The sequence below is a fragment of the Nocardioides pini genome, assembly GCF_026712185.1.
Classification (GTDB): domain Bacteria; phylum Actinomycetota; class Actinomycetes; order Propionibacteriales; family Nocardioidaceae; genus Nocardioides; species Nocardioides pini.
Genome location: NZ_JAPPUX010000004.1, coordinates 662183 through 674447, shown reverse-complemented (window position 1 = coordinate 674447; position 12265 = coordinate 662183). Strand labels below are relative to the sequence as shown.

Annotated in this window: 10 protein-coding genes and 1 tRNA gene; 5 read left to right on the top strand and 6 right to left on the bottom strand. The window is 72.5% G+C overall.

Going from position 1 to position 12265, the window contains the following annotated elements:
* Window positions 1–2: 2 nt before the first annotated feature.
* The gene (locus tag NYO98_RS16530; RefSeq protein WP_268112826.1) at window positions 3–161 is read right to left on the bottom strand and encodes a hypothetical protein; all 159 of its coding nucleotides are present in this window, start codon (window positions 159–161) and stop codon (window positions 3–5) included.
* 288 nt (window positions 162–449) lie between these two features.
* On the opposite strand from NYO98_RS16530, the gene NYO98_RS16525 reads away from it, so the two are divergent.
* Window positions 450–1007, top strand: a complete 558-nt coding sequence (locus NYO98_RS16525; protein WP_268112825.1) for a hypothetical protein — start codon at window positions 450–452, stop codon at window positions 1005–1007.
* 200 nt (window positions 1008–1207) lie between these two features.
* On the opposite strand, the gene NYO98_RS16520 is transcribed toward NYO98_RS16525, so the two are convergent.
* The 3 genes from NYO98_RS16520 to NYO98_RS16510 all read right to left on the bottom strand — a co-directional run bounded on the left by NYO98_RS16520 (window position 1208) and on the right by NYO98_RS16510 (window position 5061).
* Window positions 1208–1280 (bottom strand) — tRNA-Arg (locus NYO98_RS16520).
* Between the two features lie 86 nt (window positions 1281–1366).
* Window positions 1367–3214 (bottom strand): hypothetical protein, encoded by a 1848-nt coding sequence (locus tag NYO98_RS16515; RefSeq protein ID WP_268112824.1) that lies wholly within the window; start codon window positions 3212–3214, stop codon window positions 1367–1369.
* A 455-nt stretch (window positions 3215–3669) separates the two neighbouring features.
* Window positions 3670–5061: a dicarboxylate/amino acid:cation symporter gene (locus tag NYO98_RS16510; RefSeq protein ID WP_268112823.1), complete on the bottom strand. Its 1392-nt coding sequence runs from the start codon at window positions 5059–5061 to the stop codon at window positions 3670–3672.
* A 265-nt stretch (window positions 5062–5326) separates the two neighbouring features.
* On the opposite strand from NYO98_RS16510, the gene NYO98_RS16505 reads away from it, so the two are divergent.
* Complete coding sequence (locus tag NYO98_RS16505; RefSeq protein ID WP_268112822.1) at window positions 5327–5941, top strand: hypothetical protein; 615 nt, start codon at window positions 5327–5329, stop codon at window positions 5939–5941.
* 36 nt (window positions 5942–5977) lie between these two features.
* Window positions 5978–6580: a hypothetical protein gene (locus NYO98_RS16500; RefSeq protein ID WP_268112821.1), complete on the top strand. Its 603-nt coding sequence runs from the start codon at window positions 5978–5980 to the stop codon at window positions 6578–6580.
* 3 nt (window positions 6581–6583) lie between these two features.
* Here the strand turns inward: NYO98_RS16500 and rlmC are convergent, their stop codons facing one another.
* Both rlmC and NYO98_RS16490 read right to left on the bottom strand, forming a co-directional pair.
* Window positions 6584–7747: a 23S rRNA (uracil(747)-C(5))-methyltransferase RlmC gene (gene rlmC / locus NYO98_RS16495; protein ID WP_268112820.1), complete on the bottom strand. Its 1164-nt coding sequence runs from the start codon at window positions 7745–7747 to the stop codon at window positions 6584–6586.
* Window positions 7740–9149 (bottom strand): aminopeptidase P family protein, encoded by a 1410-nt coding sequence (locus NYO98_RS16490; RefSeq protein ID WP_268112819.1) that lies wholly within the window; start codon window positions 9147–9149, stop codon window positions 7740–7742. Before NYO98_RS16490 ends, rlmC begins: the two co-directional genes overlap by 8 nt.
* 106 nt (window positions 9150–9255) lie before the next feature.
* Here NYO98_RS16490 and NYO98_RS16485 point away from each other — a divergent pair, with 106 nt between their 5' ends.
* A complete protein-coding gene (locus tag NYO98_RS16485) occupies window positions 9256–10374 on the top strand; it encodes a PrsW family intramembrane metalloprotease (protein WP_268112818.1) in 1119 nt (372 codons plus the stop codon).
* Window positions 10371–12239, top strand: coding sequence for a dynamin family protein (locus NYO98_RS16480; RefSeq protein ID WP_268112817.1), 1869 nt, complete (start codon window positions 10371–10373; stop codon window positions 12237–12239). The genes NYO98_RS16485 and NYO98_RS16480 overlap by 4 nt, the downstream gene beginning before the upstream one ends.
* The last annotated feature ends 26 nt before the right edge of the window (window positions 12240–12265 follow it).

Genomic DNA, 12265 nt, shown 5'->3' with positions numbered 1-12265 from the left:
CCTCAGGTGTCCGTGCGCCCCCGCGCCGCCCGGTGGGCCGGCAGCTGCCGTGCTGCGCGGACGTTGGTCGGGTCGAGCGCGGTCATCACGTAGAGCAGGGCTCCGATGCCGGCGAGCACGCCGAGCACCGTCAGGAGGCTCAGGCCCAAGTCCTGGTACATCGGGGGTCCGATCTGGTTGGGGGGAGGGGGACGACAGGCCCGTACCCCCGACCGGCGGTGGCATGAGCACAGCCCCACCCGCAGGGCGGTGATGCAGGGGGTAACTGCGAGTTGGCACACCTGTCTTACCCGTTGGGGTATGACCGTCGGTGGTCAGCGTGCCTAGCGTCCGACGGAGGGGCGGCGCCTGCTGCCCTGCGGGAGGGATCCACCACTCGGAGGGGAACCATGAACCAGTTCACGCACGTGGCACGACGGCTTGTTGCAGGAGCCATTGTCGCCTTGGCCATGACGGTCGGGCTGACGACGTTCACCGTGGCCGGATCGTCGGCGGCCGCGACATCGGGCAAGTCGGTCGTCGGCAAGTCCGACCTCGGCAAGATCACCAGCAAGGTCGTCGGCAAGACGTCCACCGGCGACAAGGTCGGGGGCACGTTCACGCCGATCGAGGTCGTCGAGCAGGACGGCGTCCTGTACATGACCGGCTTCCTGAAGGGCGTGATCAAGGACGCCGGCCCCAACACCAAGTTCTCGGGCGTCCAGACCATCCCGATCAAGAAGATCAACGGAAGCCCGCTCGTCAACGGGCGCGTCGCCGCCAACGCGGCCGCCTGCGACATCCTCAACCTGGTGCTCGGTCCGCTGGACCTCAACATCCTCGGGCTGCGGGTCCAGCTGAACCAGGTGGTGCTCGACATCACGGCCGTGCCGGGTGCCGGCAACCTGCTCGGCAACCTGCTGTGCTCGGTGGCCGGGCTCCTCGACGGCACCCCGCTCGCCGGGCTCCTGGGCCAGCTCGGGACCCTGCTGAACCAGATCCTGGCCGCCCTCAACCTGGGCGTCTGAGGACGTCACGGACAGCTGACAGGCGACGGCCCGGGCCGGGAGGTCGAGGCCTCCCGCTCCGGGCCGTCGTACGTGTCGCACCGCAGGCAAGCATTCGGCCCCGCTACCTCATACGTGGCGGGGCCTGACCACATCCTGATGGGGCGTCGCCGCCTCGTCGGGGAGGCACGCCGGGCGTGTCGCGCAACGCAGCCTCTTTGCGCCCCCGGCAGGACTCGAACCTGCAACCCACGGATTAGAAGGCCGTTGCGCTATCCATTGCGCCACGGGGGCCAGCGGGGAGCAGTATCCCAGCCCGCGCGCAGGAGCACCCCGGGTGGTGCCCGGGGCGCTCCAGAGGGTTGGGCTGGTTCGCCAGGTCAGTTGCTGCTGACGGTGCCCCCGTTCGCGATCGTCAGGGCCGAGGTCTCGTGACAGCTCGCCCCGATGTCGCGCTGGGCCGGGTTGGTGCTGTCGTAGCTCACCTTCCACGAGAACGAGCCGGAGGCCGTCTGCGCGGTCGTGTTCGACGTCGACACGGTCCTCGGGGAGGCCCCGGAGACGCTCTCGGTGGTCGAGTAGACGGCGTTGCCGGTGCAGTCGCTGCTGGCGTACAGGTCGAAGGACACAGTGCCGGCCAGGTTGCCGCTGCCGGCCGGGGCCGAGACGGTCACCGAGTCGTTCGGGACCCAGCGCTGGGCACTCGTCAGTGACGAGGGAACGGTGGAGACGACGACGTCCTCGTTGGTGTCGGCGCAGCTGGCGTTGTGCGTCGTCCCGTTGGTGTTCGGGGCGTTGCCGCTGTACTCGGCGACCCAGTGGTAGGTACCGGGTGCGGTCGGGGTGAAGGACACCGGCCCGTAGGTCCCGTTGCCGCTGACCGGGGTCGCCGGCGTCACGGTGTGGACGAGGGGGCCGCAGCCCGTGTCACTCGGGCCGTACAGCTTGAACGTGATCGTCCCGCCCGCGGCGGCACCACCCGTGCCGGTCAGGTTGATGACCGGGTTCGCCGGCTGGGTGGCGAGACCGCTGAGGGTCGCCGTGTCGGTCACGGGGCTGCCGAGGTTCACGTCGGCGCCGGCAGTCGTTGCCAGCGTCGGTGTCACCGGGTCGACGGTGAAGCACTCCGACGCGCTGGCGTCGCTCGAGCCGGGGATGCCGTTGGCCGAGTCACCGCTGAAGACCGCCCGCCAGCAGTAGCGGCCGGCCGAGGTGACGTACGCCGTCGGGGACACGACCGTGACGGGGTACGTCGTGGCCGCGGCCGGCAGGTTCGTCGATCCGACCGACGTGCCCGCTGGGCTGGTGCACAGTCCCGGAGCGTCGACCTTGCAGAGGGAGAAGGCGACCGAGCCGGCCGGGTCCGCCGTGCCGCCGACGACGTCCACGACGGCCTGGTCGCGGACTGCCACGACCCCGGAGCCGATCGAGAGGCCTCCGGCCGTGCTGCCGCCCGTGCTGGTCTGCGGCGTGGTCACGGTGGTCGAGGTGCAGTTGGTGATGGGCGGTGCGTTCTTGAGGATGGTGTCCTTGTAGTCGGCGGTGTCGGAGTTGCCCGTCACCGTGCTGGGGATGGTGTTGGCGAAGGTCTTGCATGCGGTGGAGCCGCCGAAGATGGTCGCCGTCAGGTCGACCGCTGCCTCACCGCGGAAGCCGTCGGCGCTGTACTGCGCCTGGGAGACCGTGCTGTCGAGGAGCGCCGGCGCACCGAGGGTCAGGTTCGGTGCGGTGCCGGACCAGGTGCGGAGGTAGAGGTCCCTGCTCCCGCCCTGCTGGTCCCACAGGATCATGAAGTCGCCCGCCCTGCGGTTCGCCCAGGGGTTGCAGCCGGCAATCAGCTGGGCATCGGTCGCGGTGTCGTAGGCGCAGGCCGCGGGCGCCGGATCCTGCATGAACTCGTAGGCGATGAAGCCGCTGCCGCTGTTGGAGTCGCGCTCCCAGCCGAAGTAGAGCCAGTCGTGGTTGGGGGCGGCGGTGTCCCGTTCGGTGTCCAGCCAGGCTCGCCGGAGATCCACCTGGGCGTTCGGGTTCGTGCTGTCGAGCATCGGGACGGCAGCCGAGTTGATGACGCCGATCTTCGTCGTGTTCGAGTTCTTCGGTCCGAGCTCCTTGACGCTCCCGAACGGGTCGGGCAGCTCGGTGGCGCCGGCGTCGGGGATGTTGCCGTCGATGGTGTACGGCCCGTCGGCTGCGAACGCCGCCAGCGGCGTGACGACCGCTGCGGCCACCAGTGCGCCGACGGCGGCCAGGCGGGGGCTGAGTCGGCGCCAGGGACGACGCCGTGGGTTGCTACCGGAGGCAGATGTGCTTCGTGGCATGGCGAACTCTTCTCTTCCGGGGGGACCGGCCCGGAACAGGGCCGGCGGAAGGCATCGCGCCGGCCGGACAGACCCCGGCCGGACGTGTCCGCCGCCAGCGACGCGGCTGCAGGGGTGCGTGGAGCCGGATGTGAAGGGTCGTCGTGCGCCTCGTCCGATCGTGTCGCCCCACCCGAAAGGGTGCCTTCTGGCGAGCGTCATGTTTCCCGTGCACTTCACCGGAAGTCGTGGCACTTCGGTCAAGGATCCGGACAGGGTCGGTATGGGTCCAGACCAGTCCAGACCGGTTCTGGTGCCACCTCCCGAACGCGCCGACGCCGGCCTCGGTCACGGGGACCGGGGCCGGCGTCGAGGGATGTCCGCCCTCAGGCGACGGCGGGTGCTGCCTCGCGGGTGCTGTCCGCGTCCTCGCGCCAGGCGTCGCGCCCGCGCGGGGCGTCGTACGCCGCCTGGTCGAGGATGCCCTCGCGCTTGGCGACGATGGTCGGGACCAGCGCCTGACCCGCGACGTTGACCGCGGTGCGGCCCATGTCGAGGATCGGGTCGATCGCCAGCAGCAGGCCCACGCCCTCGAGCGGCAGGCCGAGCGTCGAGAGCGTCAGCGTCAGCATGACGGTCGCGCCGGTGACGCCGGCCGTGGCGGCCGAGCCGATCACCGAGACGAACGCGATGAGCAGGTAGTCGGTGACCGACAGGTCGAGGCCGAAGAACTGCGCGACGAAGATCGCCGAGATCGCCGGGTAGATCGAGGCGCAGCCGTCCATCTTGGTGGTGGCGCCCAGCGGCACGGCGAACGAGGCGTACGACCGGGGCACGCCGAGGTTGCGCTCCGTCACCGACTCGGTGACCGGCATGGTGCCGATCGACGACCGCGAGACGAAGGCCAGCGAGATCGCCGGCCACGCGCCGGAGAAGAACTGGCGCACCGAGAGGCCGTGCAGGCGGAGCAGGGTCGGGTAGACGCCGGCGACGACCAGGGCGAGACCGGCGTAGATCGCGACGGTGAACATGCCCAGCGAGCCGAGGGCGTCCCAGCCGTAGCTCGCGACGGCGTTGCCGAGGAGGCCGACGGTGGCGATCGGGGCGAGCAGGATGATCCACCAGAGGACCTTCTGCACCACGGCCAGGGCGGAGCGGACGAACGCGAGGAAGGGCTCGGCCGCCTCGCCGACCTTGAGCGTCGCGATGCCGACGGCGATCGAGATGACCAGGATCTGGAGCACGTTGAAGGAGAAGCCGACGGAGCCGTCGCCGTTGTCGTACCCCTCGAGGCCGAGGACGTTGGCCGGCACCAGTCCGGTGAGGAAGTCGAGCCACGAGCCGGTCGTCGACGGCGCCGAGGCCGCGTCGGCGGTGACGCTCGTGTGGTCACCCGGCTGCAGCACGAGGCCGAGGACGATGCCGATGCTGACCGCGATGAGCGCGGTGATGGCGAACCACGCCAGCGTCCGCCACGCGAGGCGGGCAGCGCCGGTGACGTCGCGCAGGTTGGCGATCGAGGCGACGATCGCGAGGAAGACCAGCGGCGGCACGACGGCACGCAGCAGCGTCACGAAGGTGCTGCCGATGGTGCCGAGCGTCTCGGTGAGCCAGTTGGGGTCCACCTCGCCGGTCGTGGCGTCCACGCCGTCCGCACCCATGCTGCGGGCGACGAGACCGAGGACGACACCGAGGGCCAGGCCGATCAGGACCTGGACGGCGAACGAGGGCGTTCGGAAGCGGGTGTGCTTCTTCTCCGCCGTAACAGATGTATTCATACTGAAAAGGTAACCTTTCCGAGTGGCGCCGCGTCACGCGGGGCGCCGGGACCGGGGGTGCAGGACGTACGGTCGGGGCGCGCCGTCAGCGACAGAGGGCGCTCTGGGTGCGCGCGAGGTCCACGGCGCGACGCTGCGTCAGCAGCTCGCCGACGGTCGCGGGGACGGGGGAGGAAGGGCGCACGCCTGGCACAACCGGGGGTCCGTCCGGTCGATTCCGTGGTTCGCCTCACACCGGACGCGGTTCACCCCTAGGTTTCGCCGGGTGACCCGACTTGCCACCTCTCTCCTTGCGGTCCTGCTGCCGACCGCCCTCCTCCTCCCGGCTGCCGCCCACGCGGAGGAGGTCGTGACCGAGGACCCGGCCGCCGACGTGGTGGCCCTCGGCCCGACGGAGCAGGGCGGTGGCGACCTGGACAACCTCCTGCCTGCGCCCGAGAACCTCACCGCGGACGTCGTGCGCACGACCGTCGACCACCGCGCGTCGCGCCTCCGGGTGCGCCTCGACCTGCGCGACCTGGGCCGCTCGCGGACCTACTTCGCGGTGCTCGAGGTGCGCACTCCCGACGGCAGGTTCGAGGTCGAGACCGAGAACCTCGGTCGTCGACCCGAGGTCGACATGACGCGCCGGAGCCGCGCGATCGAGTGCCGGCGGCTGCGCGCCGTCGGGGACCAGGCATCGTCGCGAGTCACCGTCACGATCCCGACGTCGTGCCTCGGCGACCCGCGGTGGGTGCAGGTCGGCGCGGGCGTCGCCACGGTCGAGACCGTGACGTCGGTCGACGGCGCCGAGGAGATGGTGGTGCTCGCCGACGACGCCCACCGGTCCGGGGAGGTCCGCGAGAGGATCGCCCTCGGCCCGAAGGTCCGCCGGGGCTGAGGGCGCCGGCGGCCGCCCGGCCCTACGCTGCGTCACATGTCGTCACGTCTCGGGCCGCGCCTGGTCGCGCTCGTCGTGCCCCTCGCCCTCCTCGCGCCGACCGGAGCGCACGCCGAGAAGGTCGTCACGCACGACCCGGCCGGCGACGCCGGGGTCGTGGGCTTCGTCGCCGAGGAGGACGCCGAGCTCCCGCCGACTCCCGACCCGTCGCCTGCGGACATCGTGCGCACGGTGGCGGCGCACGGGGACCGGCGGCTGAGCATCACGGTCCACTTCACCGAGCTCGCCGGCGTGCGGGAGCACTCGATCCAGGTGCTCATCCGGACTCCGTCGGGTGCCTACCGCGTCGAGGTCGAGAAGGACGAAGGACGGCGGGCGCGGACGACGATCACCCGCAGGCGCGAGCCCGTCGGCTGCCCTGCCCTCCGCGCGCGGTACGACACCGGCGCCGACACTGCCGCGGTGTCCGTGCCCACCGCGTGCCTCTCCTCGCCCCGCTGGGTCCGGCTGGGCCTCAAGGCGTTCGCCCCGCTCCCCGCGGACGACCCCGCCGTCCTCGCGTCCACCGTCGACGACGGCCACAGCGACACGTACCGCGTGTTCCGGGTGGCCGTGGGCCCCAGGATCCGCCGCGGCTGAGCCTCACCGCGCGAGCAGCACCATCACCTCGTAGTGCGTGGTGTGCGGGAACATGTCGAGCACCCGTGCCTCGACCGGGCGGAGCGACGGCATCAGCGCGAGGTCGCGTGCCAGCGACTCGGCGTTGCACGAGGAGTAGACGACATGACGCACGCCTGACCTCTCGAGCCAGCCGGCGAGGTCGGGGCCGATGCCGCGGCGGGGCGGGTTGACCACGACGAGGTCCGGGACGACGTCGGAAGCGAGGGCGTACGCCGTCGCGTCGGCGGCGACGAACTCCGCCGAGACGCCGAGCTCGGACGCCGTGGCGCCGGCGGCCGCGACGGCGTCAGCGGAGACCTCGACGCCGCGCACGTCCCGCCCCGGCCCGGCGAGGTGCAGCGCGAACCCCCCGACGCCGCAGTAGAGGTCCCAGACGGTGCGTACCTCCGGCAGGTCGCGCACCCACGTCCACGCCTGGTCGTAGAGGGCCTCGGCGACCGCGGTGTTGGTCTGGAAGAACGACCGTGGGCCCAGCCGGAGCGTGACCCCGGTGGCCAGCCGCATCGGCAGCGTCGCGGCCTCGGTCAGCACGATCTCGCGCTCCCCCTCCAGCACGGCCTTGTGCTCGGGCTGGACGTTGATCGTCACCACCCGCAGCGCCGGCACCGCCTCGAGCAGCGCGGGCAGGCGGGACCGGACGCGCGCCTCCAGGGCCGTCGACCTCAGCACGAGCCGGAGCATCATCTCGCCGTCGGGCGACTCGGTGAGCAGGACGTGCTTGAGCTCGCCGGCGCGCGCCGCGACGTCGTACGGCACCAGGCCGGCGTCGCGGATCCAGCCGGCCAGGCGGTCGAGGGTCGCCCGCAGGCCGTCGGAGTGCAGGCCGCAGTCGTGCAGGTCGATCCCCGCCAGGTCGCGGTCGAGGATCCCCAGGGTCGGCGCGTCGACGGTGCCGCCGACCACCATCTTGGCCTTGTTGCGGAACCGCGCGTCCGCGCCCGCGACGGTGGGCAGCCACACCGGCGAGCCGACCAGCGAGCGCGCGTGCGCCTCCTTGTCGGAGAGCTGCCGGTCGCGCGGGGTGCCGAGGAGGGTGCAGGAACGGCAGCGGAACGCGTCGAAGTGGTGGCAGCGCGGCACCCCGTCGACGATGGTGAGGCTGGGCGCCGGCGCCCGGTCAGCCACCGAGGCGGGAGCCCATCCACTCCTCGACGTCGGCCGAGGTGCGGGGGAGCGAGGCCGAGAGGTTCCGGTTGCCGTCGGCGGTGACCAGGATGTCGTCCTCGATGCGGATGCCGATGCCGCGCAGCTCCTCGGGGACGAGCAGGTCGTCCTCCTGGAAGTAGAGGCCGGGCTCGACGGTGAGCACCATGCCCTCGGCGAGGTCGCCCTTGGGGTAGATGTCGACCGACGAGCGACCGCAGTCGTGGACGTCCATGCCGAGCATGTGCGAGGTGCCGTGGAGGGTCCAGCGGGCGTAGACCTTGGACTCCGGGTCGAGGGCCTCCTCCGCCGACACGGGCAGCAGCTGCATGTCCTCGAGGCCGTGGGCGAGGACCTTCATCGCGGCGTTGTGCGCGGCAAGGAACGGCGCCCCGGGACGTACGGCGTCGATGCCGGCCTGCTGCGCCTGCTGCACCAGGTCGTAGAGCTCGCGCTGCAGCGGGGTGAACCTGCCGTCGACCGGCAGCGTGCGCGTGACGTCGGCGGTGTAGAGGTTGTGGCCCTCGACGCCCATGTCGAGCAGGACGAGCTTGCCGGGCTCGATGGCACCGGTGTTGTCGATCCAGTGCAGCGTCGTGGCGTGCGAGCCGCCGGCGCAGATCGAGTCGTAGCCGATGTCGTTGCCCATCGCCCGGGCGCGCCGGAAGAAGGTGCCCTCGATCCACCGCTCGCCGAACTCGCGCACGCGGTCCCACTCGCGCACCGAGTCCTCGAAGCCGAGGGTGGTGATGTCGCACGCCTCCTGGAGCTCGGCGACCTCCCACTCGTCCTTGACGAGCCGCAGCTCGTCGGCGACGCGGCCGAGGTCCTCGTCGCGGGTGACGTCGCGGGTCTTGCGGTCGTCGTCGAAGGACGGGAGGTCCTTGACGTGCCGCACCTCGATCCCGAGCGAGTCCGAGATCTCCTGCGCCGACGGGCGGCGGCCGGCCCACAGCTCGCCGTACTGGCGGTCGCGGAAGAACTCGTCGGTGTCGCGCTCGGAGCGGGGGCGCGCGTAGAGGACGGACTCGCCGTCCTCGATCACCAGCACGGCGTCGGAGGTCTGGTTGCCCGAGAAGTAGGCGTGCGCGGTGTCGGGACGGAAGCGGTAGTCGGTGTCGTTGGCGCGCACCTTGTAGGTGCCAGCCGGCAGCACGAGCCGGTCGTCGGGGAACGCCGCGGCGAGCCTGGCCCGGCGCTCGGCAGCCCGGTCGGCGACCGGGTGCCGCGGCATGTCGAGCCCACGGTCGCCCCAGCCCTCGCGCATGAAGGCGGCGTACGCAGCCGGCACCGCCGGGTCGTGCGACTCGGTCCTGGGCTGCTCGCCCGCCTGGTCGGCGGTCTGGGCGGTCTCGGCGGGGTTCTCGGCAGTCGGCTCGCTCACGCGGTCACTGTACGCCGGGGCACCGGCCCGTACGGAGCCGATCGGGCGTCCCCCGAAGGGGTGCGGCGGGGCCGGTCGGAAGTGGCCGCTCCGTTAGGGTCGGAGCATGAGACGAGGCCGCCGCGACAGTGTCGCGTTCACCGTCGTGGTGGCCGCACTGGTGCTGCTCGGTGGGGTCGTCATGGCGGTCGTCGTCGCGCTGTCCGGCGCCCCCGGCTCCCTCGCGCTGGCCGCCCTCCTCGCCGCGGTCCCGGTCGGTCCGCTCGTCGGCTGCTTCATGTGGCTCGACCGCTACGAGCCCGAGCCGCGCAACCTCCTCGTCGCCGGCCTGCTCTGGGGCGCGTTCGCCGCCACCGGTGCCGCCATCGTGTTCCAGGGCATCGGCTTCGCCGGCGGCGCCACCGAGCGTGACGTCCTCGGCGTCGTCGCCCCCGTCAGCGAGGAGGTCACCAAGGGGGCCTTCCTCTTCCTGCTCCTGTGGTGGCGCCGCCACGAGCTCGACGGCGTGCTCGACGGCATCGTCTACGCCGGGATGGTGGGCATCGGGTTCGCCTACACCGAGAACATCCTCTACCTCGCGGCCGCCTACGACGGCACCGACGGGCTGGGTCCGGGCGGCACCACCGCACTGACCTCGACCTTCGTCGTGCGCTGCCTGATCAGCCCGTTCGCCCACCCGTTCTTCACCGCGTTCATCGGCATCGGGGTGGGTCTCGCGATCGCCTCGCGACGCCTGTGGGTGCGACTCCTCGCGCCCGTCGTCGGGCTGGCGCTGGCCGCCCTCCTCCACGGCGTCTGGAACTCCTCGACGGTGTCCGGCACCGGCCACTTCCTGGTCGTCTACGGCACGCTGATGTTCCCCGTCTTCCTCGGCGTCGTGGCCTTCGCGGTCTACCGGCGCCGGTCCGAGGGCCCCCTGCTCGCCGAGGCACTGCAGGACGCCGCGGACCGCGGCCTGCTGCCGGCCACGGACATCCCGTGGCTCGTCGACCTGCGCGCGCGCCGGCACGCCCGCCGCTGGGCCCGCCAGCGGGGAGGCCCGCTCGCCGAGCGGGCCATGCGCGAGTACCAGGCCGCCGCCATCGAGCTCGGCTACCTCCACCACCGCTACCTGCGCGGCACGGCGCCGCCCGACTTCTCCCTGCGCGGCCAGGAGCACGTCGAGGACCTGCGTCGGATCCGCCCCTACATCTCCTTCCCCGGACAGGTGGTGCCCACGCGATGAGCCCCGACGACGACGCGACCTCCGGCCGGGCCCCGGGCCCGGCGCCCGAACCGGCTTCCGGTCCGGCTCCCGACCAGCGCCGCGAGTCCGACGCCACGACCGCGATGGTCACCGCGCTGGTGCGCCTGCGAGGTGCCCTGCAGGAGGCGCGGCTGCCGCTCGAGCTGCCGGGCGCCGAGGAGCAGCGGGCCGCGCGTGCCGAGATGGTCGACCAGCTCGAGGACTACGTCATCCCGCGACTGATGACCCTCGAGGCCCCGCTGCTCGCGGTCGTCGGCGGCTCCACGGGGGCCGGCAAGTCGACCCTGGTCAACTCCCTCGTCGGCACCCGCGTCACCACGCCCGGGGTGCTGCGCCCCACCACCCGCTCGCCCGTCCTCGTGCACCACCCCGACGACGCGAAGTGGTTCGGCCAGGACCGCCTGCTGCCCGAGCTCGAGCGGGTCAGCCGCCAGACCAACGACCCCGGCGCCCTGCAGCTCGTGCCGTCGCCCGTCATGGCGCCGGGCCTCGCCGTCCTCGACGCCCCCGACATCGACTCGGTGGAGGAGCAGAACCGGGTCCTGGCGGCGCAGCTGCTCGCCGCCGCCGACCTGTGGCTCTTCGTCACCTCGGCCGCGCGCTACGCCGACCAGGTGCCGTGGGACTTCCTCCGCAAGGCCGCGGACCGCTCGGCGGCCGTCGCCATCGTCCTCGACCGCACCCCGCCCGAGGCCGTCGACACCATCACCACCCACCTGGCCCGCATGCTCGCCAGCCGTGGTCTCAAGGACTCCCCGCTCTTCGTCGTCGAGGAGGGCGAGGTGTCCGACATGGGACTGCTCCCTTCGTCGTCGGTGATGGAGATCCGACAGTGGCTCCGCGCGCTGGCCGACGACCAGGAGGCACGCCAGTCGGTGGTGCAGCAGACCCTCGACGGCGCGATCCGCACGCTCGCCCGTCGTACGCACTCGGTGGCGGATGCCGCGACCGAGCAGGTCGACTCCGTGCGCCGCCTGCGCGAGGACGCCAACGACGCCTACGACCGGGCCGTGACGGCCGTGGGCGAGGCGTCCGCCGACGGCACCCTGCTGCGCGGCGAGGTGCTCGCGCGCTGGCAGGAGTTCGTCGGCACCGGCGAGCTGCTGCGCTCTCTGGAGACCCGCGTCGGCTGGATCAGGGACCGCGTCGTCAACGCCGTGAAGGGCAAGCCGCAACAGGCCGAGCGGGTCACCGTGGCGGTCGAGTCGGGTCTCGAGACGCTCATCCTCGAGCACGCCGAGGCCGCCGCCGAGCGCGCCGAGGCCTCGTGGCGCAGCACCGCCGCGGGGCAGATCCTGCTGCGCGACGCCGGGGAGGACCTCGGGCGGGCGTCGCGCGACTTCCGCCGCCGCGCCGAGCGCGCGGTCCGCGACTGGCAGTCCGACGTGCTCGACATGGTCCGCACCGAGGGCGCCGAGAAGCGCTCGACCGCACGGTTCCTCGCCTTCGGCGTCAACGGCCTGTCCGTGGCCCTCATGGTCGTCGTGTTCGCCCACACCGCGGGGGTGACGGGCGCGGAGGCCGGCATCGCCGGCGGGTCCGCGATCCTCGGCCAGAAGCTGCTCGAGGCCGTCTTCGGTGACCAGGCCGTGCGCTCGCTGGCCGAGCGCGCCCGCCAGCGGCTCGAGGCGTCCATGCGCGACCTGCTCGACGCCGAGCGCCGCCGCTACACCGACCTGCTCGACACTCTCGAGGTCTCGCCCGAGACGCCGGAGCGCATGCGCGCCGCCGCGCGCAAGGTCGACGACCTGCGCTTCGCCTCGGCACGCCGGGCCCCGGACGTGGCAGCGGCCGCGACGGACGAGCCTCCCCGGGTGTCGGGCGGCGAGGGTGACGCCCCCTAGGGTTGGGGCACAGCACCACCACGCGG